Origin of the sequence: Humidisolicoccus flavus (assembly GCF_045689595.1) — a bacterium.
In the GTDB taxonomy this organism is placed as follows: domain Bacteria; phylum Actinomycetota; class Actinomycetes; order Actinomycetales; family Microbacteriaceae; genus Humidisolicoccus; species Humidisolicoccus flavus.
Window position 1 is genome coordinate 15400 of record NZ_CP142724.1, and the last position, 24749, is coordinate 40148.

22 protein-coding genes are annotated in these 24749 nt (G+C 60.7%); 13 read left to right on the plus strand and 9 right to left on the minus strand.

Going from position 1 to position 24749, the window contains the following annotated elements; translation table 11 throughout:
* Genes U2H20_RS00105 through U2H20_RS00115 form a run of 3 tightly spaced genes read right to left on the minus strand, consistent with a single transcriptional unit; the run spans position 1 to position 3329 of the window.
* Positions 1–1338 (minus strand): hypothetical protein, encoded by a 1338-nt coding sequence (locus U2H20_RS00105; protein ID WP_430592502.1) that lies wholly within the window; start codon positions 1336–1338, stop codon positions 1–3.
* The gene (locus U2H20_RS00110) at positions 1328–2230 is read right to left on the minus strand and encodes a hypothetical protein (protein WP_430592503.1); all 903 of its coding nucleotides are present in this window, start codon (positions 2228–2230) and stop codon (positions 1328–1330) included. Before U2H20_RS00110 ends, U2H20_RS00105 begins: the two co-directional genes overlap by 11 nt.
* 4 nt (positions 2231–2234) lie before the next feature.
* Positions 2235–3329 carry a permease gene (locus U2H20_RS00115; protein WP_430592504.1) on the minus strand — a complete coding sequence of 365 codons (1095 nt, stop codon included), beginning with the start codon at positions 3327–3329 and terminating at the stop codon, positions 2235–2237.
* A gap of 109 nt (positions 3330–3438) precedes the next feature.
* Between U2H20_RS00115 and U2H20_RS00120 the strand changes: the two genes are divergently transcribed.
* The 7 genes from U2H20_RS00120 to U2H20_RS00150 all read left to right on the plus strand — a co-directional run bounded on the left by U2H20_RS00120 (position 3439) and on the right by U2H20_RS00150 (position 13259).
* Positions 3439–3828: a PPOX class F420-dependent oxidoreductase gene (locus U2H20_RS00120; protein WP_430592505.1), complete on the plus strand. Its 390-nt coding sequence runs from the start codon at positions 3439–3441 to the stop codon at positions 3826–3828.
* A gap of 87 nt (positions 3829–3915) precedes the next feature.
* Positions 3916–4989, plus strand: a complete 1074-nt coding sequence (gene ychF, locus U2H20_RS00125; RefSeq protein ID WP_430592506.1) for a redox-regulated ATPase YchF — start codon at positions 3916–3918, stop codon at positions 4987–4989.
* 132 nt (positions 4990–5121) lie between these two features.
* A complete protein-coding gene (locus U2H20_RS00130; RefSeq protein WP_430592507.1) occupies positions 5122–7059 on the plus strand; it encodes a type I restriction-modification system subunit M in 1938 nt (645 codons plus the stop codon).
* Positions 7059–8459 (plus strand): hypothetical protein, encoded by a 1401-nt coding sequence (locus tag U2H20_RS00135; RefSeq protein ID WP_430592508.1) that lies wholly within the window; start codon positions 7059–7061, stop codon positions 8457–8459. Before U2H20_RS00130 ends, U2H20_RS00135 begins: the two co-directional genes overlap by 1 nt.
* Positions 8460–8461: 2 nt before the next feature.
* Positions 8462–11395, plus strand: coding sequence for a type I restriction endonuclease subunit R (locus tag U2H20_RS00140; protein WP_430592509.1), 2934 nt, complete (start codon positions 8462–8464; stop codon positions 11393–11395).
* 510 nt (positions 11396–11905) lie between these two features.
* Entirely contained in the window at positions 11906–12433 is a 528-nt protein-coding gene (locus tag U2H20_RS00145; RefSeq protein WP_430592510.1) for a hypothetical protein, read from the plus strand.
* 1 nt (position 12434) lies between these two features.
* Entirely contained in the window at positions 12435–13259 is an 825-nt protein-coding gene (locus U2H20_RS00150) for a hypothetical protein (protein ID WP_430592511.1), read from the plus strand.
* 507 nt (positions 13260–13766) lie between these two features.
* Here U2H20_RS00150 and U2H20_RS00155 read toward each other — a convergent pair.
* From U2H20_RS00155 to U2H20_RS00170, 4 genes are all read right to left on the minus strand, one after another.
* Positions 13767–14108 (minus strand): hypothetical protein, encoded by a 342-nt coding sequence (locus U2H20_RS00155; protein ID WP_430592512.1) that lies wholly within the window; start codon positions 14106–14108, stop codon positions 13767–13769.
* Positions 14101–15621, minus strand: a complete 1521-nt coding sequence (locus U2H20_RS00160) for a hypothetical protein (protein ID WP_430592513.1) — start codon at positions 15619–15621, stop codon at positions 14101–14103. The genes U2H20_RS00155 and U2H20_RS00160 overlap by 8 nt, the downstream gene beginning before the upstream one ends.
* A 183-nt stretch (positions 15622–15804) precedes the next feature.
* Positions 15805–16995, minus strand: coding sequence for a hypothetical protein (locus U2H20_RS00165; RefSeq protein WP_430592514.1), 1191 nt, complete (start codon positions 16993–16995; stop codon positions 15805–15807).
* Positions 16996–17050: 55 nt separating this feature from the next.
* Positions 17051–18433, minus strand: coding sequence for an MFS transporter (locus U2H20_RS00170; RefSeq protein ID WP_430592515.1), 1383 nt, complete (start codon positions 18431–18433; stop codon positions 17051–17053).
* A 103-nt stretch (positions 18434–18536) separates the two neighbouring features.
* On the opposite strand from U2H20_RS00170, the gene U2H20_RS00175 reads away from it, so the two are divergent.
* Positions 18537–18863 carry a hypothetical protein gene (locus U2H20_RS00175; protein WP_430592516.1) on the plus strand — a complete coding sequence of 109 codons (327 nt, stop codon included), beginning with the start codon at positions 18537–18539 and terminating at the stop codon, positions 18861–18863.
* Here U2H20_RS00175 and U2H20_RS00180 read toward each other — a convergent pair.
* Entirely contained in the window at positions 18860–19507 is a 648-nt protein-coding gene (locus U2H20_RS00180; protein WP_430592517.1) for a TetR/AcrR family transcriptional regulator, read from the minus strand. The two genes, U2H20_RS00175 and U2H20_RS00180, sit on opposite strands and share 4 nt — an antisense overlap.
* A 96-nt stretch (positions 19508–19603) precedes the next feature.
* On the opposite strand from U2H20_RS00180, the gene U2H20_RS00185 reads away from it, so the two are divergent.
* The 4 genes from U2H20_RS00185 (at position 19604) to U2H20_RS00200 (ending at position 23444) form a co-directional block, all read left to right on the plus strand.
* Positions 19604–19894 (plus strand): hypothetical protein, encoded by a 291-nt coding sequence (locus U2H20_RS00185; protein WP_430592518.1) that lies wholly within the window; start codon positions 19604–19606, stop codon positions 19892–19894.
* Between the two features lie 101 nt (positions 19895–19995).
* Entirely contained in the window at positions 19996–21255 is a 1260-nt protein-coding gene (locus U2H20_RS00190) for an NAD(P)/FAD-dependent oxidoreductase (protein ID WP_430592519.1), read from the plus strand.
* Between the two features lie 43 nt (positions 21256–21298).
* Positions 21299–22945, plus strand: a complete 1647-nt coding sequence (locus U2H20_RS00195) for a cryptochrome/photolyase family protein (protein ID WP_430592520.1) — start codon at positions 21299–21301, stop codon at positions 22943–22945.
* Between the two features lie 100 nt (positions 22946–23045).
* A complete protein-coding gene (locus tag U2H20_RS00200; RefSeq protein ID WP_430592521.1) occupies positions 23046–23444 on the plus strand; it encodes a hypothetical protein in 399 nt (132 codons plus the stop codon).
* A 42-nt stretch (positions 23445–23486) separates the two neighbouring features.
* Here U2H20_RS00200 and U2H20_RS00205 read toward each other — a convergent pair whose 3' ends face one another.
* Entirely contained in the window at positions 23487–23819 is a 333-nt protein-coding gene (locus U2H20_RS00205; protein WP_430592522.1) for a hypothetical protein, read from the minus strand.
* Between the two features lie 239 nt (positions 23820–24058).
* On the opposite strand from U2H20_RS00205, the gene U2H20_RS00210 reads away from it, so the two are divergent.
* Positions 24059–24724: a hypothetical protein gene (locus U2H20_RS00210; protein ID WP_430592523.1), complete on the plus strand. Its 666-nt coding sequence runs from the start codon at positions 24059–24061 to the stop codon at positions 24722–24724.
* Positions 24725–24749 lie beyond the last annotated feature (25 nt).

Genomic DNA, 24749 nt, shown 5'->3' on the forward strand with positions numbered 1-24749 from the left:
TCAGCACCAGCCGAGGATGGACCCCTGCATCAGCGGATGCGGGGCACCCGTCTCCGCGTCCACGATCATGGTCGACGGGGGAGTGTCAGGGTCGCCCGAGATCACTTCGAGCGCAAGCAATTGACCACCCGGTGATAGGCACGCCGCACCGAAGCGCTGCGTGTCGGTCAGCGGCTCAGCGAGCACGGTGGTCTCGACACCGTCGAACCGGGTGGCGACGGTTCCGTCGGCTGCGACCGAGATCGAGGCCGTCGGCGAGGCGACGAGTTCGGTCGCGGCACCCTCGGTGATGGTCAGTTCGGCAAGGGCTGTCACGGTTCCGTCCGCCGAGATCGTGAGCCAACCGGTGTCGCCGCGCGAGGCAACGGCTTGCCCTCCAGGCACTGGAGTGAGGAGGTTCTGCCCGCTCGCCACGACCTTGAGTTCGCCCGTGAGCACGTCTCCGACAACGACCTCGCCTGATCGGGTGAGCGCGGCGAAGGTGACAGTTCGTGGAATCAGCTCCCATGCAACGACCTCGTCGAGGAGCGGGGTTGGAACGAGATCAGGGTCGCTGAGGTCGATCATCCAAAGGGTCTCATCGCCGATGAATCCGACGAGACCAGTTGCGGAGTCGAGGCGCAAATCGCTCAGCTTGCTCGACGGGACCACGACCTCTCGCGCATCGAAGGCATCGATGGGTGCGAAGCTCACGATCGACTGAGCAGTGTCGCCGTCCCCGATCGCGGAGTTCTGGAGGGTGACCCAGGTCTGATCGATCATTCCCGCCTCGGCCACGATGGCCTCCGATTCGAAATTCACTTGCACGTCGCCACCGCTCAGGGCGCGGGCAAGCACCGTGCTTTCCCGGCCGCTCGTGTTGAGCGTTTCGACCGTGAGGGCAGGAGTTTCGAACGCGATCTCGATCGTTGTTGCAGCACCGGTGCTCGCACTCACCACCGGAATTTGCACGGTGTACTCGGTCGAGTAGTCGAGTGTCTCTTGGAAGAAGATCGAAACCGAGTTGCCATCGCTTGCAACGCTCGCCAATGCCAGCGGCGTGACCTGCGCGGCCGTCGCGGCAAGCGGCTGCACAGGCTGGTCGAGCGTGATCACGACGCGTCCTGCCGACGTTGAGACGAGCGCGTCAGTCGCGACGTCTTGGCTGACGACGCGCGGACCCTGCGAAACCACGACGAAGCCCAGTGTGACGACCAGGGTGAGCGCGACGACACTCGCGATCACGACCGAATTGCGCCGCCATCGTTGCCAGCGTGAGCCAGTTGCATGGGGAGACGGCGAATCAGCAGATGCAGTGTTACGCGACTCTGCACCCGTGAATCCTGCATCAGTAGACATAGGGCTCCGCGGGTTCTTCGATCGGCGTGAAGTCACTCGGGATCAGCGCAATGTCACTCGAACTCGATGGCGAAGGATTGAGACGGAAGACGCCCGTCACTTCGACCCAATCGCCCGGCTGGTACGACGCTTCCCAATCCGGAACCGAAACCGCGAGCGTGACCGGCTGAGCATCGACGACGCAGCACGTCAGGACGAAGCGGGTGACGAGCACGGTGTCGTCGCTCGCGGGGTCTGCGGTGATGAATCCGCTGATCGTGGCTTCCGTGCCGAGGAGGCTCTCGGCATCGCCGCCGCCGCGCAATTCGCTCGCGAAGGCCACGAGATCTTCTCCAGAGTCTCCGCTCGCATCGCGCACGGGGCCGGAACCTGAGTCGTCCGCGCGAATGAGGGCGCTCTGAGGCGAGAGCACCTGGGGGCCGAGGCCGACCAGGAGCAGGCTCGCGACTGCAATGAGTGCACCGGCCCCGATCGCGGTGAAGAGGGAGCGGCGCGGGCCTGTTAACTGCTCGGCGGGGTTGAAGTGATCTGTGTGGTCTGTGTGATTGGTGTCAGCGGTGTGCCCGGAGTGGTCGGTGTGCTCGGTCTGATTGTGGGAGTTGGCGTGGCTGTGACCCGCCAATGAAGGCATTCCCGCTCGTGAATCCTTGATCGCCAGGATGATCCCGCCAACGATGAACACAAGCGCGATGACCGCCATCACGGCTGCGAACACGAAGTACCGGGGGTGGATCGCAAGGCCGAGCTCGCCCGTAACGATGCCGAACAGAATCGCGACGACACAGACAAGCGAGAGCAGAAGTCCCGAAATCTTAACCAGGGCCGTGCGCAGTACGCCCTCGCGGGCAGCGTGCGGCTCACTGCTGTGCGATTTGGGGGACTGAGAAGACAACCGTTTATGAGACAAGGTTCAGCCCCAATGCGAGTACGGCAACAAGGAGCGCAATGATGACGGTCAGCTCGATGATCGTCCGGGTGGTGAACGTCGTGCGGAACAGGGCGATCATCTTCAGGTCGATGAGCGGCCCGAAGAGCAGAAACGCCAGCAGCGCGCCGGGCATAAAGAGCGAGGCGAGCGCGAGGGCGAAAAACGCGTCCACGCTCGAACACAGGGAGACGATGAACGCGAGGGCCATCATCGCGAGAATCGAATAGATCGGGTGCTGGCCGAGCGTGGTGAGTAGGTCGCGGCTGATCGCCACCTGGATGATGCCAGCGATCGCGCCGCCGAGGAACAACGCCGGGAGCAGCGCGCGACTCTCGTCGATGAAGAGCTGCACGCTCGCTGCTGCCTTCGCCCGAGCCCCGTTCGAACGCGGTGCGTGCCGCGCGTGCTCGCAGGTCGCCTGGAAGCTCGGGGTGAGTCGTGAGTTCTGATTCGGATGCTGGTCGAAGATCCATCCGACGAGGTTCGCGATCACGAGGCCGCCGAGAATCCGAGCGAACAGGATCCCGTGGTCGAATCCGAACGCCTGGAAGGTCGTGACGATCGTGACCGGGTTCACGATCGGAGCGGCGAGCAAGAAGGTGATCGCTTCGGAGGGGCGGAGCCCGCGTTGCAGGAGCCCTCGGGAGAGCGGCACGTTGCCGCACTCGCAGACGGGGAGCAGGATCCCGAGCGTCGAGAGCACGCCGCGACGCAGCGCGCGACGCTTCGGCAGGAGCTTGAACAGGAGGCCTTCAGGGAGCCAGACCTGCACGATGACCGAGAGCGTGATCCCGAGCACGATGAACGGGAACGACTCGATGATGACGCCGCTTGCGAGCGTGACTGCGTCTTGGAAGAGCGCGATTGCGGAGACATCGGGAGAAGTGACCCGCAGCGCGAGGCTCGCACCAAGCAAGGTGATGAACGCCAGCAGCATCGACCAGAGCGCGATTCGACCGCCGCGCGACTGCGCCGTGCCGCTCGGGTGCAGATGCCCGTGATGGTGCGCCTGTGAACGCGAGACGCGTGCTCGCGATGCGGAACGAGCAGGCGGTTTGGTCACGAAATCAGCGTATTCGGGCGAGCCGCCGCTCGAACGCTGCGCGAGTGAGTGTTGCGCGAATCCTTGATCCGCTTGGAATGCCAGCTACGCGGGGGACGTTCTCCTTTGTATGAGCGATGTAACAATGCCCGAAGAGGCCGGCAAGCTGTTCGACGAGGCGAACTACGTGACGGTCGCGTCACTGGAACCCAACGGTGACCCGCAGTTGAGCATCGTGTGGGCGAAGCGCGACGGCGACGATGTGGTGTTCTCCACGACGCACGGTCGGCGCAAAACCGAGAACTGGCAGCGGGACGCCCGTGCTGCGGTGTCGGTGTTCAGCATGACCAACCCGTTCCACTACGCCGAGGTGCGCGGACGCGTCACGATCGTTGACGATCCAGACGGCTCGCTCATTCAGGAGCTCTCGCTCAAGTACACCGGGCAGGAATGGGCGGAAGACGCACCGGCTGGTCGCGTGATCGTGCGCGTCACTCCGCACAAGGTCTACGTGCGCTGACAGCGAGGTGCGGAGGTTCGGGCCGCGGGTGCGCGATTTGGCTGAATTGTTCGGGCCACAGCGCCGTGGCAACTAGGCTTGATGCTCGTGGCACTCACCATTGGAATCGTAGGTCTCCCGAACGTCGGCAAGTCGACGCTCTTCAACGCACTCACAAAGAACCAGGTGCTCGCAGCGAACTATCCGTTCGCGACGATCGAGCCCAACATTGGTGTCGTCGAGTTGCCAGACGAGCGGCTCGGCCGCCTCGCTGAAATCTTCGGAAGCGAGCGCATCCTTCCCGCAGCGGTGTCGTTCGTCGACATCGCCGGAATCGTGCGCGGCGCGAGCGAAGGTGAAGGCCTCGGCAACCAGTTCCTCGCGAACATTCGCGAAGCTGACGCGATCGCGCAGGTCGTTCGTGGATTCGCCGACGGCGACGTCATTCACGTTGACGGTGCCGTGAACCCGGCGAGCGACATGGAGACCATCAACACGGAGCTCGTGCTCGCTGACCTTCAGACGCTCGAGAAGGCAATCACCCGCCTCGAAAAAGAAGTCAAGGGCAAGAAGGTCGACCCTTCCGTGCTGCAGGCCGCGAACGACGCGCGCGCAGTGCTCGACGAGGGAACCCTGCTGTCGGCGTCGAACGTCGACCTCGAACCGATTCGCGACCTCGGCCTCCTCACCGCGAAGCCAACGCTCTTTGTGTTCAACGTTGACGAGGCGGTGCTGACCGACGATGCTCGCAAGGCAGAACTCGCCGCGCTCGTTGCACCCTCAAAGGCTGTCTTCCTCGACGCGAAGGTCGAGAGTGAACTCATCGACCTCGACGCTGACGAAGCACTCGAACTCCTGCAGTCGCTCGGTCAAGACGAATCGGGGCTCGACCAGCTCGCGCGAATCGGCTTCGAAACCCTCGGACTCCAGACGTACCTCACCGCCGGGCCAAAAGAGTCTCGTGCGTGGACGATCCGCAAGGGTTGGACTGCACCGCAGGCTGCCGGCGTGATCCACACCGACTTCCAAAAGGGCTTCATCAAGGCCGAAATCGTCTCATTCGCTGACCTCGACGAGGCTGGCTCGATGCAAGAGGCGAAGTCGCGCGGCAAGACCCGCATGGAAGGCAAAGACTACGTTATGGTCGATGGGGATGTTGTGGAGTTCCGGTTCAACGTCTAGTCGCGTGGCTGCGCCATGGCAGCCGGTCGAGTTTCGAGAATCGGCCTGCTTGAATGGCACAATTTGCCGTGGGTTTCAGATAAATAGGGAGAGACCTTAGTGTCGCACAATTCGCTAAACCACAGCCGTATCGTGGCTCTCATCTGGAACATCGCTGACGATGTGCTCCGCGACCTCTATGTCCGAGGAAAGTACCGTGACGTGATCCTTCCCTTCACGGTCTTACGTCGATTGGACAGCGTCCTCGGCCCGACGCGGGACGCGGTGATGGCGATGAAGAAGATGCTGGATGAGGCGGGCGTCGCCGACCAAGATGCACCGCTGCGGGATGCGGCCAAGCAGGACTTCTACAACACGTCTGGTTTCTCGCTGCAGGACTTGCGCCATGTGTCGAACTCGACGCGCCTGCGGCAGAACTTCGAGGCGTACTTGGATGGGTTCTCGCCTAACGTGCAGGAGATCATCGACAACTTCGAGTTCCGTAACCAGCTACCTCGGCTTACGAAGGCCGACGCGCTCGGTGCGTTGATCGAGAAGTTTCTCGCCCCGGATCTCGATCTCTCCCCGACCGGGATGGACAACCACGGGATGGGCACGGTCTTTGAAGAGCTCGTGCGCCGCTTCAACGAGGAGAACAACGAAGAAGCCGGCGAGCACTGGACGCCGCGCGACGCGGTCCGGCTGATGACTCGACTGATGTTCGAACCGATCGCTGACGCGATCCCGTCGGGCACTTACCGCCTCTACGACGGCGCGATGGGCACCGGCGGCATGCTGACTGTTGCCGAGGAAACACTGCATCACCTTACTGAGTCGTCCGGCAAGAAGGTTTCCACCCATCTGTACGGGCAGGAGATCAACGCCGAAACCTATGCGATCGCCAAGGCTGACCTCATCCTCAAGGGCGATGGCAAGGCTGCGGACAATATCGTGGGTGGACCGGAGTACTCGACGTTGTCGAATGATGCCTTCGCGGGCCAGGAGTTCGACTTCATGCTCTCGAACCCGCCGTACGGCAAGAGCTGGAAGACCGACCAGGATCGCCTCGGCGGCGCGAAGAAGATCATCGATCCGCGCTTCGTGGTGACTCACGACGGCGACAGCGACTACTCCCTCGTCACGCGCAGCAGCGATGGGCAGCTGATGTTCCTCGCGAACCTGATCTCGAAGATGAAGCAGGAGACCGAACTGGGATCCCGGATTGCATCGGTCCACAACGGGTCATCGCTGTTCACCGGCGATGCTGGGCAGGGCGAGAGCAATATCCGTCGGTGGGTCATCGAAAACGACTGGCTCGAAGCGATCGTCGCGCTGCCGCTGAAGATGTTCTACAACACAGGCATCGCGACCTACGTGTGGGTGCTTTCCAACCGCAAGGAGGAGCGCCGCAAGGGCAAAGTGCAACTGATCGACGCGACCGGATGGTCGACGCCGCTGCGCAAGAACCTCGGCGAGAAGGGCGTCGAAGTCAGCGCGACTGACGCCGACAAGGTGATCGAGGCGTTCACCACATTCGACCAATACGACGACACCGACCGTTCCAAGGTGTTCGACGGCGTGGACTTCGGCTACAAGAAGATCACCGTCGAGCGACCGCTGCGCATCGTCGGCGTGGACCCGAACCGCGTGTACACCACGAAAGAGATCAAGCAGCTCAAGGAAGACGGGATGCGCGACGAGAGTGCGCCACCGATTATCAAGAGAGCGCTCCCGCATGCGGCGAAGCCTGACCCACTGTACGGACGATATGAGGCGTTCATCGGTGGTCGCACCCGCGTTGTCGAGTACGAGCCTGACACCGAGCTCCGCGACACCGAGCAGGTGCCGCTTACCGAGCCGGAGGGCGACTACGCCGACGGCATTGAGGCATTCTTCCGACGTGAAGTCACACCCTACGCGCCGGATGCCTGGATCGATGAGTCGAAGACGAAGACCGGCTACGAGATCTCCTTCCCACGCCACTTCTACAAGCCTGTGCCGATGCGCACACTTGCCGAGATCCAGGCAGACATTCGCTTGCTCGAAGCCGAGACCGATAACCTGATCGCCGAGATCGCGGGTGAGCACTGATGTTTCGTGAGCTTCCTCGCTACCCGTTATACCATCATCCAATTGGCTGGCTTGAGGCAGTGCCCGCACATTGGGTTCGTAGACGATTCGGCACCGTTCTTCGAGAGAAGGATGTGCGCTCTGTAGCAGGCGAAGAGCAGTTGCTTCGCGTGTCGCAATACACCGGCGTCACCGAGCGGCGCACTGAATCTGGCGAAGGGCTCGATAGTCGATCGGAATCGTTAATCGGGTATAAAAAGGTCGCAAAGAGGCAACTTGCCGTCAACATTATGCTTGCCTGGAATGGAAGTCTCGGCGTCTCGCGTTACGATGGGATCGTTAGCCCTGCGTATTGCGTCTATTCCTTCAAAGAGAACGCAGATCCGTGGTACTTTCATCACCTTCTTCGCAGCCCTCAGTTCAAAGCCCGTATTAAAGCGAATTCCCGGGGGATCGTCGATAGTCGCCTTCGACTCTACAGCGAGGATCTATATAGATTAGAAGCCGTTGTTCCTCCGGTTGAGGAACAGTCGGCGATCGTGAAGTACCTCGCCCACGCGAACGCCCGCATCGACAAGGCCATCGCCGCCAAGCGCCACCTAATCGCCCTCCTCGAAGAGCAAACAGCCTTCGTCTCGAGGCAAGTCTTGTCGGGCCGTTCCATCGAGGGCATCGATCTGGATTCCGGGGACCGGGTGCCATGGCTCGGGCGAGTACCAGCAGCGTGGGGGGCACTCCCTCTGAAGCGCTTGTCAAAATTGCGAAGTGGAGCGGGGTTTCCGGTCGATCGCCAAGGTCGAATGAATCAGGAGCTCCCGTTTTTCCGGGTGTCTGACATGGGATATCCGGGGAATGAAGTTTTCCTTGATTATTGTGACAGCACCGTATCGCGTGATGAGTCGGCCGAGCTGGGGGCGGTGATTTTCGAGCCGGAGAGCATCTGTTTCCCGAAGGTTGGCGGCGCACTCCTGACGAACAAGCGACGTATCCTGAAGCGATCGAGCTGTCTCGACAATAACCTTATGGGTGCAGCTTTCTTTGGGCTGGAAGTGGATTACGCGTACGAGATCATGAAGCTCGTGGACATGTCAGACGTGGCTAAGCCAGGACCTGTGCCTGCGGTCGGCCAAGGTGACGTGGGCAGGATAGTTCTCCCCGTGCCGCCGAAAGAAGTGCAGCATGCTCTGGTCGAAGCGTTGCGGTTGTCGCAACAAGAATCCGCCCGGGCCGCGGATGTCGCGTCGAGAGAAATCGCGCTACTCCAGGAGTTCCGCACACGCCTGGTCGCCGATGTCGTCACGGGCCAGGCCGACGTCAGGGCGATCGCATCGACGTTGCCCGACGCTCCCGAAGCGCTCGACAACCTGATCGCACGGCCTGATGATGATCTTGAGGAATCGCTGAGCGAAGGTGAGGAGTGAGCATGCAACGACTCAACGAGGAGAGCTTGGAAACGCTCATCGTCACTCAGATGAGCGAGGGTGGCTGGACCGCGGGGGTACCCGGCGACTACGTCGCTTCCTACGCGATCGATCTGGAGCACTTCGCTGCGTTCATCGAGTCAACCCAGCCCGCTCTCGTCGACTCGCTCGGGCTCGCATCGGAGACTCCCACGCGTCACAAGTTCCTCGCTCGGCTCCAGGGTGAAATCACGCGGCGGGGTGTCGTCCACGTCTTGCGAAACGGCATCGACCATCACGGTCACCACATTGATCTGTATTATCCGACACCTGTGGATGGGAATCCAAAGGCTGTTGCACATTTCGCCGAGAACCGGTTTGTCGTCACGCGGCAGGTGCATCACAGCGTCAGTAACCCGGGGGATGCCGTCGACCTTGTGGCGTTCGTCAACGGTCTGCCCATCTTTACATTCGAGTTGAAGAACAACATCACGAACCAGACCGTGGAAGACGCGGTGCAGCAATACCAGCGCGACCGTGATCCTCGTGAGCTGCTTTTCGCGTTCGGCCGGACGATCGCCCACTTCGCCCTGGATGATCAGCGCGCACGATTCTGCACCGAGCTCAAGGGCGCTTCATCGTGGTTCTTACCGTTCGACCAAGGATTCAACGATGGTGCGGGTAACCCGCCGAATCCCGGTGGAGTAATGACGGACTACCTGTGGCGGCGAGTGCTCGCGCCGCAGAGCCTCGCCGGGATCATCGAGAACTATGCGCAGATCGTGATTGAAAAGAGCCAGAAGACTGGCAAGAAGGTCTCCAAGGCGATCTTCCCTCGGTATCACCAGCTCGATGTCGTGCGCCAACTCCTGTCCGATGTCGAGGCGAACGGTGCTGGTCGTCGATATCTCATTCAACACTCGGCTGGCAGTGGCAAGTCAAACTCGATTGCCTGGTTGACTCACCAGCTCACCGAGGCCACACATGACGGCAAGATCGCCTTCGACTCGATCATCGTCGTTACCGACCGCATCATCCTTGACAGCCAGCTCACGCAGACCATCAAGTCGTTCCTACAGGTGGGGTCGACTGTGGTGCATGCCGACCGATCCGGAGATCTACGCCGCGCGATCACCGCAGGCAAGAAGATCATCGTCACTACGGTGCAGAAGTTCCCGTACATCCTGGATGACATCGGTGCGGACCACCGTGACCGTAGGTTCGCCATCGTCATCGACGAGGCGCACTCATCCCAAGGATCGAAGACCTCAGCAGCCGTCTCACGTGCGCTTGCAGGTGTCAAAACCGACGAGGAAGACACCGTTGAGGACCGGATCAACCGGATCATCGAGGGCAAGAAGCTGCTGACGAACGCGAGTTACTTCGCTTTCACGGCGACGCCGAAAAACAAGACGCTCGAGATGTTCGGCGAGCCGGTACCCAACGCCGAAGGAGGGACGAGCTTCCGACCGTTCCATTCGTACACGATGAAGCAGGCGATCCAGGAGGGCTTCATCGTCGATGTCCTCTCCAACTACACGCCGGTCGGCAGCTACTACAAGCTGATGAAGACCGTGGAGGACGACCCCGAGTTCGATGCGAAGCGCGCCTCGAAGAAGCTTCGCGCCTATGTCGAGGGCAACGAGCACGCCATCGCTCAGAAGACCGAAATCATGGTCGAGCATTTCCTTGCCCAGGTGGTCGCGAAGCGGAAAATTGGTGGCAAGGCGCGGGCAATGGTCGTGACCTCGTCGATCGCGCAATGCATCGAGTATTTCCATGCGGTCCGCGAAGCACTCGCTGCCCGCAAGAGCCCGTACAAGGCGGTCGTCGCATTCTCTGGTGAGCACGAGTACAAAGGGTTGAAAGTCACCGAGGCAAGCTTGAATGGCTTCCCCTCCAACGCGATCGCCGAACAGGTGAAGACCGACCCGAATCGGATCCTCGTCGTCGCGAACAAGTTCCAGACCGGCTACGACGAGCCACTGCTGCACACGATGTACGTGGACAAGGCGTTGTCGGGTGTCCTGGCGGTGCAGACGCTGTCGCGGCTCAACCGGGCACAGCCGGCGAAGCACGACACCTTCGTTCTCGACTTCGCCAACGATGCTGAGGAGATCCAGCGCGCGTTTGAACCGTACTACCGCACGACCGTGTTGGCTGAAGAGACGGACGCCAACAAGCTGCATGACCTGGTCAACGACCTCGACGCTTTCGGGATCTACGCACCCGAGCAAGTCGAAGAGTTCGTTAGCCGGTACCTGGCGGGGGAGAGACGCGATGAGCTTGACCCGCTGCTGGACACCAGCGTCGCTGAGTACATCGAACTCCCCGACGAAGATGACCAGGTGAAGTTCAAGGGCGATGCCAAAGCCTTCCTTCGCACGTACAACTTCCTCTCCACGGTCCTGCCCTACGGCAGCACTGAGTGGGAGAAGCGATCGATCTTCCTTGACCACCTCGTGCCCAAGCTGCCGGCTCCCAAGGAAGAGGATCTCGCCGCCGGAATCCTCGAGAACATCGACTTGGAGTCGTATCGCGCTGAGAAGCTCAACGCGATGAAGATCGTGCTCGATGACGAAGACGGCACTCTTGCACCGATCCCGGCTGCCGGCGGAGGACACCTCTCGGATCCGGAGCTCGAGAGGCTTTCGGCGATCGTCCAGAGTTTCAACGATCACTTCGGCAACATCGAGTGGAACGACGCCGACCGTGTCCAGCGGTTCATCACCGAAGAAATCCCGCGGCTGGTGTCCGAGGACGAGGCCTACAAGAATGCGCAGGCCAACGACGACCCGGTGAATGCCCGCGTCGAGAGTGACCGTGCCCTCAGTCAGGTCATGCTGCGCCTCATCTCGGACGACACCCAGCTTTTCAAGGAGTTCCAGGACAACAGCAGCTTCAAGCAGTGGCTCGCTAGCGCGGTATTCAACGCGACCTATCGGAAGAGCGCTTGAATATTGCCCTCAAGTTAGCAACATGCGGAGAGAGGTTAAGCGCACGAGCCCCGAAGAGTAACCGAACTAGGGTATCTAAAGAGGACAGCGCGTTGAGGGTGTTCAACGCGGATGCGCCGCCCTTGCACGAGAGTGGATTCAAAATCATCTCCCTAACGGGTTGATGTCCAAAACAGAAAAGTGATTCGCGCTCTCGTTGGCTCATGAACACAAAGGAAGCAGCGTAGCGGCCATTCTCGTGTTTCTGACGTCCGAAGACCCGGCGCGGCAAGAGGCGGGTGCGAACTTCAAGAAGATAGTCAGTCGCGGGCGATGTCAGTTGCTAACTATAGAGTGATGCTGCTCGGCTCCTGCCAGGCGCCGCCGCTGTGACCCGCTACTACGCAATGATAGAGAAATGCGACCAGTATTTCCTCCAAAGCGAATCCAAACGTCGTGAACGCAAGCTGAGCGGTGGGGTTGCAACCTACTAGCAAAACTGGTGCGAAAGTGCAGATCTAGGGAACTATCATGCCAACGAGATTATTACGGGTACTTTTGACTTTCAATGCCACAGCGCTACTGATCGTCATATACCAGATTAAGACCCCATTTTTAGGCTCCGAGTTCGATGCCGTCCCTCGCCATCTACTGAATGCTGGCCTCCTGTCGATACCGATCTTACTGACCGGACTCAGTATTTGGCTTAGTAGCTGGCTAGGTAAAGATTCCTTTGCCGTTGGAGAGATCTCGTCAATTGAGTATGCGAACAATGCGTTCTTGCCAAGTTATCTCGGTTATTTCTTCGTGGCTTTGAGTATCCCAAACGTAGAGACGCTCATTTTTGTGTACGTAATACTCTTCGCCTTCACCTACTTTTCACAAGCGCTGTATTTCAATCCTCTATTTCTCATATTTGGTTTCAAGTTCTATCACGTCACGACCGCGACAGGTACTGCTATATTTCTCATAAGCAAGAAGGACTACCGGGTGCCGGCCGACATCGTCATTGCCGAAGCCCGGCGCATCAACGGTTACACGTTCCTGGAGAAGAAATAATATGGATCAGGTCTACGCACGCATCAATCGGTTGCGGACTGCACCGTATAGGCGAATCGTCTCGGGTAAGGCACTTTTCGACTTGGAGGTCGCGGATGCCGATGTCTGTGTTGAATATGACCCGAGCACGTTGCTCGACGAAGGTGAATGGTACAAGGTTTCCGGATTCCTAGAAAGAGATTTTTGTCTAGAAGTTCTTCGTAAGCCTCGGACGTCCGCCGACGTGCCCGAAATCGAGAAGGATCACTTCAATCGCATAACGTTCTTGATGTCCGTGCAGAGCGGGAGGTACTTCTTTCAGCGAGTGCGACCGAGCGCACTGTTGCGCCGGAAAACGCTTGTCTTTGGAGATGCAGTCGTGCTCGAGCAGCCTGCGAACAGGATAGTTGTGAACCCCCTTCCGGATGCAGTTTTTGATCCGACCGCAAACGTTCTAATGTTCCGCGATCTTGCCGCTGTTACACCCATCTTTAAGGGAATTGATGTCCTGTATAAGGATGCCACGGACGAGCAGGTTCAGGAATTTCTAAGATATGACTTCATCGACACGGCACTTCAGCCGAATGGAGTTTCAAAGCCGAACAGAAAACGCATCGCGCTTGCGATGGACACGTTGAGTGAAATGTCTCCAGTAGAGCGAGACAGCGTGTTCGCATATATTGGTGAGTATAGTGAAGGTAAGCTCCGTTTTGATACGAGCACGGGCGTTTTTTCGGTCGAAGATGACGATCAATTGAAGACGTTGGTATATGGGATCGAACAACGTTTTTACACAACGTTGGTTGGCGACGAGAAGCGTCTCGCAAACTCGATAGTCAGGATTTAGTATTTTTGACCTAGAGCAAACAGTTGTGCTCCAGGATGTATGTAGCATCCACCTGTTTCACCAACATGGCTCGGTCTTTGTCTGGAAGTAGTGCCTTCTCGTTTGATCTTTCTTTGCTCGCAATTTTGTTCAAGGATCTTGCAGTTCTAGAGGTGGTGAACTATGACGCTAAGGTGTACTGCCATGGTCATTTCCAGTCCGCGAGGTCTGAGTGCTCTGCCGCTTCGTGTGAGGGCGGTTGTCGTCGTTTAGATTTTCGTAAGATCATCGTATAGCGGTCTGTCGCAGAACTTCGCACGATCAATCATTCGTTCCTCTGTGGAGAAGTGCGCCGCTTCAGAGGTCTTTTAGATCGCATCCCGGGTGCGCCAACTGCGTTCTCGTTTCCGGTTATGCAAGTGCAGGGAACTCTGCGGAGGTCACGTGACTGCGGAAAGGTGTGTAGTTTAAGTTCACCGCTTAGTCCTCTGATCGCACCGTCGTTTTCGGGGCGACCATATCGACCGTTTAGAGCCAGTGAAACGTGAACCACCAGCGGAGAGCATCGAGCGCGTCATCGCTGAGTTCTGGATGTAGCCGCGACATCGCCTGTCGAGCCTGATCGACACCCTCGCTCAATGAGTGAATCGTCCAATCAACGTGGATTGCCCCACATTCATCGACGATTGCCCGCACTCTCGGCAGCTCGGCAGCACAAGCTGCGTCAGTTGAGGCAAGAGCGACATCGCCCGCTCCTGAACGCGGGAACGCCGAACGGCGATAGCCGAGGTGCTCCACGATCGCCTCGCTCAACTGTCGGTCGCTCACTGGCTCGTCCGCTGAACGGCTTCCCGCCGAATCCTCAGTCACGGTGGAAACTCCAGCGGTGCAACTCGAGCCCCTCGGGCGCATCGCGACTCAGGGTGATCGTGCTGACGAGGGTGCCGTCGGCCGAGTGCACGTGCAGCCATCCGAGCACGAAGTCTCGAACATCGTCGTGGTCGCCGGTCTCATGGGGAGCCCCGAACTTCAGTTCTTTTCGAGAGGGTTGCGCCGGGATTCCGTCGACGAACGCAGCGAATCGTTCACTCTCATATCCAGACGTCCCGATCTCGACGGCTTCGACAATTCCCGCACGAACCTCAACTCGGGCCCCCGGAATGCTCTGCACATACACGGCGAGCGGGTGGTCCTCAGGACGACCGAGCACATCGAGAAAGAGCGCGAATTCGCCGGAACGCCAACGGTGAAACCGGTTCGGAAAGACGGTGCCTCGAAGTTGCGCCGTCATCGAGACCGCCTGTGCGCCATCATGGTCGCCGTCGTATTCGACGACGAAATCGTGCGCGCCAAATCGGTGCAGATCTGTGGTGGAGCGGGTCGCAGCAGGAACACCGAGCGCCCTGCGAACCGAATCCCGAGTGAATGGTTCCTGCAACCCTGCAATGAGACCTTCGGTGAACCGGTAGGCGCCCGAGTGAGTGCTCGCCTTGAGTAGCACTCGCACGCTCATCACTTGAGCGTCTTCGATCAACACTTCGATGCCGCCCTCAAATGTGATCAGTCGCCGGGTCATGCCCGGGGTCGCTGCCCAGCGACGGTGCTTTTCGCCAGCGAGCTCGACAATCGCCTGAAACGTTGCACCGCGCTCGTCAGCGCCGAGCGCCGCGAACAGCGTTGCAATATCGCCTCGCGGCAACGGGGGAGCGGGCGGTCGCCAAAGCTCAACAGAAACCAGACCGTCGTCAACAAACTTCAGTCGCGCGCGGTCCGCCTCGATCGCATATTCGTCAGTGGCGCCGTCAACCGGCTCCCCGAGTACGGCGCGAACCTGTTCGCGAGTGCTCCCGGCGGCGAGTCCGGCAAACAGTGCGCTGGCCCGCGGATACGCGCCGTCTCCAGTAAGGCGAAGCGTGATCCGCTCAACCACACCATCGCGCTCAACAACACTCGCGCCGCCACCAGCAAGCTGCATCGAAATCTCGGCCTGCTCGCTTGCCAGGGGCTCGCCGAGGGCGTCAACGTGGCGCCAAATCTCGCCCTCGAACTTCGGGATGATCACGCGAGCCTTGGCAGGGCTCCAACGCTTCGGCTGCCAGGATGCGCCGCCCGGGTGGAACAGCAATCGGTCGGGGTGCTTGCCGCTCCAGCTCTCGCCAACGTACTGCCGGAGCTCGTACGAGTTCGCGAGTCCGATCGCGTACTGCTCCGGGGTAAGCGCGAAGAACGCATCTGCTGAACCGTGCCCAACCTGCTGGTCAATGCCGATCCAGGCTTCGCCAGTCGAGAGCACGACTCCACGGCTCGGCGATTTCGCGATCTCGATAAAGAATCGCGCGTCTGCGGCGGCCTGTGCTGCGTCTCGCTTTCGTTGCTTCATCACGCACCATCCTGCATCGCAAACCCAAGGATCGACTGAGAACGCGCACTGTGCTGACGTTCAACCGTTTCAAAAGCTACGGAACCATCTGAAATTTCAGTCGTTTCCGAAGGTGCCGTCGGCTCCGCGAAGCTGCAGCTCCTTCTGACGTCACAGACGCTTCTGCCGTCGCAGCTGCTCGTAAAATTACAGCCGCTTCCGGCGCTGCTCAGCGATCCACGTGTGGTTCACGATCGCGGCGTCCACCAGCGGGCCATACTCCGAGCGTTGATCACCGCGATACAAATCCCGCAGAAAGTACGACGAGTCCTCCAGGTGCGGGTGGCTCTGCTCGATGCGACGAGCGAGGGCGATGACGTAATCGCGACCACCTGCTCGGTATTCCTCACGCTCTTTCTCGTCGAGCTCGATGAACGCCGAGTCCTCGGCCATTGAGGAGATGACGTACCTGACCTGCAAATAGAGCGCACCCTGTTGTTCGACGAGAAACCAGGAGCCCGGCGCGTGGTCGAGATAGTGCATGGCCTCATTGTCCTTCGCGACCCGGGCAGCGTCACCCCAGAGCGTCACCGGTGGGATCGCTTCGAGCGGTCGCCGTATGGCGTCGTTCAGTGCGAAGTAGCCGAGTGTCGGTGCGCTCGTTCGATACAGCGTGAGGCACAGAATTCGCCGACATCGAGTGCACGTCAACTGGCTTTCGACGTGCTGCATCAGACCCGAAGCTTGAAGCGCCTGCAGATCATCAAGCGGCACCCAGCGCGAATCCTCCTCGAGGTGCCCCGCATCCCTCGCTGCTGCGAGCGAGCGCACGGTGGCATCCACATCGACGGGGCCATCTGCGCTCGCAGGTCCATCTGCTCGAACCAGCAGCGCACTGCAGTTCGGGCAGTCATCATCTTCTGGCCGACAGGAGATCCCGGGCTGCTCCACGGTGACCGTAATGGTGGTGAGATTGCCTGGTGCTTTCCAGCCGCCGGGCTCCGCGAACTCGGCTCGGAGGTATCCGCCATCGACCGCGAAGAACGGCTCCTTGAACCCTGCGAATCGCGGCGCGCTTCCGAGCGACTTCGCAAGGTCGTCGAGTGTGGCCGCATTCGTGACGCCGGAAATCCAAGCGGAAAGCTCAATTGGCCGAGAACCGTCTCGAAGGTGGAGCAGCACGGCGACAACTGCGCCATCGTGCACGATGATCTCGCCGCCGGAGCCGAACCGGAGTCGCCGTGATCGCACCGCGGGTTCACCGAAGGACCGCGCGGTGACATGCGCGGGATTCCCGCCAAAGTCTGCGATCAATCGCTCGACGGCAGAATCGTCTTCGTCACGGCACAGTGCATCGAGGATGCTCGGCAAGCCGAACCTCGGTCGTGACGGTTCCATGGCAGGAGTGTATCGAGCGCCCGAGCGAGGTACCCGTGCGTCGGAGGTGTCCGAGTCAGCGGTCGTCGAGCGATGAACCGCGACGATCCACGAGCCCCCATGCGCCAACGGCTGCGGCAACGAAGAACACGGCGAAGACGACGAAGAGTAGGGGAGCGCCACCGAACCCCAGCAGTAGCGGCACCGTCAGCGGCGCAATAATCGATGCAATTCGGCCGACGCCAGCGGCCCAGCCCGCACCGGTTGCTCGAACCGAGGTCGGGTAGACCTCTGGGGTCACCGCATAGAGCGCGCCCCACGCACCGAGGTTGAAGAATGAGAGCGCCATGCCTGAGGCGATGATCGCGAACTCGCCCTCCGCCGTTCCGAAGAAGATGGCGGCGACAGCAGAGCCGATCAAGAAGGTCGAGAGTGTCGCGCGGCGACCCCACACCTCGATCAGCCACGCCGCCACCGCATAGCCGGGCAGTTGTGCAAGGGTGATGAGGAGCGTGAACTCGAAGGAGCGCACGAGGTCGTACCCGGCAGCAACGAGGATCGACGGGATCCAGATGAATGCACCGTAGTACGAGAAGTTCACGCAGAACCACACGATCCAGAGCGCGGCCGTGCGTCCACGGAGTTCGCGCGACCAGAGTGCTCGAAGTCGAGCGCCGCTCGTCAGGGCTTTCGCAGGCGATGCGGACGCCGAAGGGGTATCGACCTCGGCGGTCTCTGCAGCTGCGCCGGCCGATGCGTGCTTCTTGAAGAGCGCGGGCGATCGTTCGAACGAGGCGACGACGAGTTCGGCCTGCTCGCTCCGACCGCGCAGCGCGAGCCAGCGTGGAGACTCGGGCAAGCCCCACCGCACGACGAGCGCATAGGCGGCAGGGAGCATTCCGATGACGAAGGCCCAGCGCCAGCCGTCGTCGGAGGCGGGGATGACGAAGTAGCCGATGAGTGCCGCAGCGGTCCAGCCGACAGCCCAGAAGGCCTCGAGGATCACGATGACGCGACCGCGAATGCGCTTGGGGGAGAACTCGCTCACGTAGGTCGAGGCGACCGGCAGCTCAGCGCCGAGGCCGAGTCCGACGACGAAGCGCAGGATCAACAGAGCGACCAGTCCGCCCACGAGCGCGCTCGCACCCGTTGCAAGCCCGTAGACGACGAGGGTGATCGCAAAGACCTGGCGCCGACCGTAGCGGTCCGCGAGCAGCCCACCGAGCGTCGCACCGATCGCCATGCCGACGAAGCCGGCCGAAGCGATCCACGAACCCTGCTGCGGGGAGAGGTTCCACTGCACCGTGAGCGCGGCGATGACGAAGGAGATGAGACCGACGTCCATGGCGTCCAGCGCCCACCCGACACCAGAGCCGGTGAGGAGCTTTCCGTGTCGCCGAGTGAACGGCAAACGATCGAGGCGGGCAGCGAGCACGTCTGGTGACGTGGAAGAGGTCATTCGCCCATAGTAGAACGGCCATTGCAGCCAGCGGGAATGCCTGTGACCCGTTCGGAGCACAGAGGGCTCCGGCAGTCGCGTACGCTTTTCTTCAGGAGGCACGATGAGCGAGCTGCAATGGATAGAGAAGACGAAGTCCTACTATCCCGAATTCATTGTTCGAACCGAGGGTGGCAAGCACTATGTCGTGCGGATCCCGAACCCCGGTGAACAGCCCGTCGCCGTGCGGACGGTGCCCATGGCGCGCGGCACGGTTGCTGGTGCGCACCCCGACCTCGGCGAGGTCTATCAGATCACCGGCTCCGAGCCTTTTACTTTTGTCACGATCACCGAAGGCAAGCTCGGCGAGTGGGCGCTGCTCGGTGGAACGACCGCGAAGGATCTCGATGAGATCATCGCGAAGACACCTGGCGCCGACAACGCGGGCTAGTTGTTCGCTGCGGTGATTGCTTCCGCGTCGCCTGGATTCGGGTCGGCTGCTTCCGCGTCAACTGCGTCAATGGCGGCTTGCGCCGCGAGGGTGACCGTCGAGACGATCGCGGCGCGACGCTCGGCAGTTCGTTTCGGGTCGTCACCAGCGAGCAGCGATTCGAGCTGAGGGAGCGCGACCCAGGCATCGGTGAGCGAAACCACCGTCAGCAGAAGGTCGGCGGCCGCATTCGCGCTGATTCCCGGCAGCATTTCCTGGACGGTCGCAACTTTTTCGCTATGTCTGACGGCGCGGTCTGGATCGATGTCGGCGCGCTCGCGGCGCTCGAGGCCTTCCCAAAAGAGCAGGCGCGCGAGGGTGGCATCCTGCACATGGCGGTCGAAGCGTTTGCCAGCGAATTCGCCGAGCGCGCTCGGGCCCTGGCCTTGGAGGGGAACCTCGTCGAAGAGCCCGCCGAGAAGATCGGTGACGACGAAGTCGAAGAACTGCTCCTTGTTGCCAAAGTATTGATAGAGCCGCTCCTTATTGGCGCCGGCCGTTTTGGCGATTCGATCGACACGAGCGCCCGCGAGGCCGTGGTCGCAGAATTCTCGGCGTCCGGCCTCGAGCAGGCGCTGTTTGGTTCCCTCGACATCCCAAGCCATGGTTCGAGTCTATGCAATTTCCAACCGAATAGTTGCTTTTGCTGTCCATCGGACTATAGTTCCAACTATCTAGTTGGAAAAACGGAAGACACTGCAATGAACACAGCTTCACAACCGATCGCGCCTGAACCAGAGACTCTGCGAGCGATGCCGCCCATGACCGCAATGCCATCGGTCCATATTCGAGCCGTCCTCACTTGGCTGGCGATCTTCCCACTCGTTTCGATCGGAATGCTCGCGCTCGCGCCGCTCTGGGCGGACTGGCACCCGGTGGTCCGTGCCTTCGCGCTCACGTTGATCGTGGTACCGCTTGCCGTGTACCTCGTTGTTCCGCAGCTCCTGAAGGGCTATGCGCGCACGCAGCGCCGAGTTCGCCGGGGTCAGTAGCCCGAGGGTACGCGGTCGTGGTGAAATCGGCGTCCACGACGATCGAGGGTCCTGTCAGGGGCTCATGAGAGACTGCAATTCCAGCAATCGATTGGAGCCTCATGGACGCCGATGTCATCGTGATCGGAGCAGGGCTCGCGGGTCTGCAGGCGGCTCGCCGTGCTGAAGCGAACGGGCAATCGGTCATCGTGCTCGAGGCGCAGGAGTCTGTTGGCGGTCGCGTGCGGACAGAGCGCATCGACGGCTTCCTTTGCGATCGTGGGTTTCAACTGCTGAACCCGGCATACCCGGCGGTGCAGGAATCGATCGATTGTTCCGAACTCGAACTCCAAAAGTTCGGGGTCGGCGTGATCGTGCGCAAAGGGGCGAAGTCATCGACGTTGGCGCATCCGCTTCGGCACCCGCAGTACGCTCTGCAGACGCTCCGGAGCGGGTTCGTGCCGATGCTCGAGCTTGCAGCATTCGCCCGTTGGATCGGCCCAGAGCAAATCCGGCCGGCACTTGGTGCAGACGATCTCGGCGACGAGAGCCTGCAAGACTCCTTCGACCGAGTCGGGCTTACCGGAAGTTTCCGGCGCAACGTGCTCGATACCTTCCTGGCGGGAGTTCTCGCGGAAAGTTCTGGTGCGAGTTCCGCGAACTATGTTCGGCAGCTCGTCCGATATTTTGCCACGGGAACGCCCGGGCTCCCGAAGCGCGGGATGCAGGCGTTGCCGGAGCAAATGGCTCGCGCGCTTGCCGGCGAGGTGCGCGTGAATACGCCCGTGCAGTCGATCAAGGAAGTGACCGGCGGCGTCGCAGTTTCCACGGCTGACGCGACGCTTCGGGCGCGTGCTGTGGTCGTGGCTGTCGGTCCGGAGCAAGTCTCCGAGCTCACAGCGCTCCGAACCCCGCCGAGCAATGGCCTCACCACCTGGTGGTTCCGGGCGACCGGTCAGCCGAAGACCGGCCCATTCCTGCTTATTGACGCATCGCGCCCGGGTGGAGGGCCAGCCGGTCCAGTTTGGAACACCGCGGTCATCTCCGAAGTGGCGCCCTCGTACGCGCCTCCAGGGGAGCACCTGGTCCAGGCGACCACACTGCTCGATCGCCCCGACGGGCGCGCAAGCGAAGCCGACATCCGGCGCGACCTTGCTCGTCTGTACAAGACCTCGACCAAACGCTGGGAGGTGCTTGTGCACCACGAGATTCCGCACACCCTGCCCGCGCAACCACCGCCACTCCAGGATCGCGGTCCGATCTGGACCGGCACGCGCATCCTTGTGACCGGCGACCACCGAGAAACCGGATCGATTCAAGGTGCCTTGGTCTCCGGCAACCGGGCGGCCAAAGAAGTCGCGACATTGTTCGCGCGTTCCTGAACAGTTGTCCAATGACGTCGATCGAGCGACCCGGGCCGAGCGAATGACCCGGGGACTGCACCTGCGGCTCGTGTTTCCGCATCAACTCTTCGCCGAGCAGTTCAAGGCGCCGAAGGGCACCGTGTTCGTGCTCGTCGAGCACGACCTGTTCTTTCGGCAGTACGCCTTTCACTCGCACAAGTTGGTGTTGCATCGCGCATCGATAACGCGCTTCGCGAGCAAACTGCAAGAACGGGGCTTCGAGACCGAGTATTTGCACAGCAGTGCGGAACGCGCCTCGCACGAGCAACTCCTGACAATCCTGCGACAACGTCGTCCCGAGCAAATCACCTGGTTCGATGTCGTCGACGACTGGCTGGAACGAGACATCCAATGCGTCCTCGACGTCGCGGGCGTGAACACTGCCGGGGAAACGGCAACTTCTGCTTCCGTCGAGGTGCTCGAAAGTCCGAACTTTGTGACCACGCGACAGCAGATCGACGAGTGGTTCGCGCAGAACGACGCCCGAATGCACGATTTCTATATTTGGCAGCGACAACGCCTCGGAATTCTCGTCGAGAACGGAGCCCCGCGCGGCGGGCGCTGGTCGTTCGACGCAGACAACCGCAAGAAGCTCCCGCGAGGGTATGAGCCACCGGCCGTGCATCGCTTTCACAAGCACCCGGTGACGCAGCAAACAGGGATGCTCGACTTCGATTCGCTCGTCGACGAGGAACACGAAACCCGCGATGACGCTGACGAAGCGAGGCATCGTCGGGAAACCGCGGAGCAGCCGAGCGAGGTTGCGCAGGCAATCGAATGGGTGCAGCGCGAATTTCCTGACGCGCCGGGAGATCCGATGTTGTTCGCCTGGCCGACGAATACCGAGGAGGCGCGGGAGCACCTCGCTGAATTCGTTCGTGAACGGCTGGGCGACTTCGGCCCCTACGAGGATGCGATCTCGCAGGAGCACCCCTTCATCAACCACGGGCTCCTGACCCCTCCGCTCAACATCGGTCTCCTGAACCCGCGCGAAATCGTCGAGGCCGTGCTCGATGGCGCCCGCGAGGACACCTCGATTGCTTCAGTCGAAGGGTTCGTGCGCCAGGTCATCGGCTGGCGTGAATACATGCGAGCGACCTATCGAACGCAGGGCCGCAGCGTCCGAACCTCAAATGTGCTGAACCATAGGAATGCGCTCGGCCCAGGCTGGTGGGAGGCCGACACCGGTCTTGCACCCGTCGATCTCGTCATCTCGCGCGTGCTCGCGACCGGGTACGCGCACCACATTGAACGACTCATGGTGCTCGGGAACGCGATGTCGCTCCTTCGGGTTCACCCCGACCGCGTCTACGAGTGGTTCATGGAGATGTTCGTCGATGCCTACGACTGGGTGATGGTGCCGAACGTCTACGCGATGAGCCAATTCGCCGCCGGCGACACAGCAACCACGAAGCCGTACGTCTCGGGGAGCAACTACTTGCGCACCATGTCTGACCTTCCCAAGGGCGAATGGGTTGCAGACTGGGATGCCTTGTACTGGGCGTTCATCGACGAGCATCGGACAGTGTTTGCGTCGAACCCGAGAGCAAACATGGTCGTCGCTCTTCTCGACAACATGGACACCGAAAAGTGGCGTTTGCATCGTGAGCGAGCCGATCGCTTGCTTTCGACGACAGCCAAGCAAGGAACGCTCGTCCGAGTCGAGTGAATCTCACGGTTTGCGATCAACCTCGTTCGGACGGGGAGATCCTCCCTACGCTGGTCCAAGACCGTTGCTCGTGCAAAACCATTGGACGATCAGCTGCATCATGATTGGGCGCATCAACACGATGGATTCGAAGAACACGAACATGAACGCGAACGAGTCGAGCGTAAGCGAAGTGAACGCAGCGGCAGGCAGCTACGCCTCGCGGTATGGCAAAGAGCAAGCAAGTCGATCGAGAGCAGTAAGGCTCGGGGCGCTTGCGGTCATCGCTGCTGCCGCGGGAGTGCTTGCTCTCGTCGTCTTCTGGTCGGTTCCGATGGTGCCGTTTCTGCTCGGCTGCGCGGCCGTCGGGTTGAGTGTTGCGTCACGTCGAGTTGATCGGTCGATTCCGCCGTTCGCTGCGATCGCTTTCGTTGTGGGTCTCGGGGTTCTCGCCGTGCCGCTGTGGAACTTCCTGCTCGGTGCGTATTTCGGTCTCATGTTCACTGCGCAGTACGGCTGACGCGAGGTCCGCAGCTGGACCAGCACCGCGATCCGGTGTGCTCTAGCGTTCTACCCGCTCTTCGTCCCGAACACTCGGCTCGACGTCGATGTACTGATTCATGAGGTCATCGGTCTCGCGAACGATCGGACCCTGCGAGGGAAAACGGAGAAACGAGATCGCGAAGAACGTCGCGCCGATCGGAGTTCCGACGTACAGAACGAGCGCCTGCGCTGCCGCGATGAGCGTGAGCGAGCGTTGCGCGTCGGGGCCGAATCCGAAGTTCGCTTGCAGGTAGGGGCTAACAAAGACGGTCACCGCTCCAAGTATGAGCAGGCCGATTCCGATCCAGCGAAGTTTCCGAGCCCGAGCGTCCCAGTCAAATAGCGTATCCATAGAATCGACGGTAACGAAGAGAACCGTGATTCGAACCGAACGTTGTCAGATCGAGTCATTGCCCAGGACTTCCTCGACTGCGAATCGCACGCTCAATCTCTTCGATCGGGCGCTGAACGTTGACAGATTCGAGAGGGTTCTCATGGCGAATACGTGCGTGTCGGTGTCGCGGTCGAATGAGAAGCATCGATTCATGACTCAGATCCAAGGAGTGCAGTTCATGCCAAGGAGGCAAAACCATGCCTGAGCGCTCGCACGCGACAACCGTCCCGTTTCAGACGAATTCCGGGAATCCCTGGCGGCAGTGGTACACCTCGCGACCAGATCTCTTCACGCGAGAGTTCGTTCCCTTTCGCACCGTCGTGTTCGGAAGTCTCGCGGCGGTTGGCGTGGTGGGAGCATTGCTCGTATCGCTCTACCCTGGTTCGATCGCCGAGGCGTTCACAGGCAGGCCGAATGCGAACGTGCAGACGCTGCTCATGCTTGCGGCCGTGCCGATCATCGCAACCGTCCTGGGTGCCTTTGGTCTCGTCAAGCTCTCGAGGCGGTGGCGAGTGCGAGACAGGGGAGTGCTTCGCCCTGCAGCGATGCGCACACTGCCGGCCCACACTGACCTTTCACGGGTGTTGCGCGAGCTCCGAGCGAGCGCTGGCGATGCGGACGACTTCGTGCGCACCTTCCACTCATTGCCGAACGAGTCGCGTGGCCCGTTCTGGCTCGTCGTCTTCGCCACGGAGGAGCGCAACGCCGTCATCGTCTTTGGAATGAAGCGCTTCGATCGCCGAAGGGATCGTACGAACGCACGGTGGTCTGTGGAGCACGAGCCGCTGGTGTTCCTCGATCATGAGGCGTTTGATGCGATCGACGCGCTCCAAGCATTCGCTCCGCGACCTGAGGAAGGATGACCGCAGGTCTCCACGGGCAATCGCG

Excerpts from the sequence above, each read along its gene's own strand:
- U2H20_RS00105 (WP_430592502.1), bottom strand. The coding sequence starts at position 1,338 with ATGTCTACTGATGCAGGATTCACGGGTGCAGAGTCGCGTAACACTGCA.
- U2H20_RS00120 (WP_430592505.1), top strand. The coding sequence starts at position 3,439 with ATGAGCGATGTAACAATGCCCGAAGAGGCCGGCAAGCTGTTCGACGAG.
- U2H20_RS00135 (WP_430592508.1), top strand. The coding sequence starts at position 7,059 with ATGTTTCGTGAGCTTCCTCGCTACCCGTTATACCATCATCCAATTGGC.
- U2H20_RS00140 (WP_430592509.1), top strand. The coding sequence starts at position 8,462 with ATGCAACGACTCAACGAGGAGAGCTTGGAAACGCTCATCGTCACTCAG.
- U2H20_RS00145 (WP_430592510.1), top strand. The coding sequence starts at position 11,906 with ATGCCAACGAGATTATTACGGGTACTTTTGACTTTCAATGCCACAGCG.
- U2H20_RS00150 (WP_430592511.1), top strand. The coding sequence starts at position 12,435 with ATGGATCAGGTCTACGCACGCATCAATCGGTTGCGGACTGCACCGTAT.
- U2H20_RS00165 (WP_430592514.1), bottom strand. The coding sequence starts at position 16,995 with ATGGAACCGTCACGACCGAGGTTCGGCTTGCCGAGCATCCTCGATGCA.
- U2H20_RS00170 (WP_430592515.1), bottom strand. The coding sequence starts at position 18,433 with ATGACCTCTTCCACGTCACCAGACGTGCTCGCTGCCCGCCTCGATCGT.
- U2H20_RS00175 (WP_430592516.1), top strand. The coding sequence starts at position 18,537 with ATGAGCGAGCTGCAATGGATAGAGAAGACGAAGTCCTACTATCCCGAA.
- U2H20_RS00180 (WP_430592517.1), bottom strand. The coding sequence starts at position 19,507 with ATGGCTTGGGATGTCGAGGGAACCAAACAGCGCCTGCTCGAGGCCGGA.
- U2H20_RS00185 (WP_430592518.1), top strand. The coding sequence starts at position 19,604 with ATGAACACAGCTTCACAACCGATCGCGCCTGAACCAGAGACTCTGCGA.
- U2H20_RS00190 (WP_430592519.1), top strand. The coding sequence starts at position 19,996 with ATGGACGCCGATGTCATCGTGATCGGAGCAGGGCTCGCGGGTCTGCAG.
- U2H20_RS00195 (WP_430592520.1), top strand. The coding sequence starts at position 21,299 with ATGACCCGGGGACTGCACCTGCGGCTCGTGTTTCCGCATCAACTCTTC.
- U2H20_RS00200 (WP_430592521.1), top strand. The coding sequence starts at position 23,046 with ATGATTGGGCGCATCAACACGATGGATTCGAAGAACACGAACATGAAC.
- U2H20_RS00205 (WP_430592522.1), bottom strand. The coding sequence starts at position 23,819 with ATGGATACGCTATTTGACTGGGACGCTCGGGCTCGGAAACTTCGCTGG.
- U2H20_RS00210 (WP_430592523.1), top strand. The coding sequence starts at position 24,059 with ATGCCTGAGCGCTCGCACGCGACAACCGTCCCGTTTCAGACGAATTCC.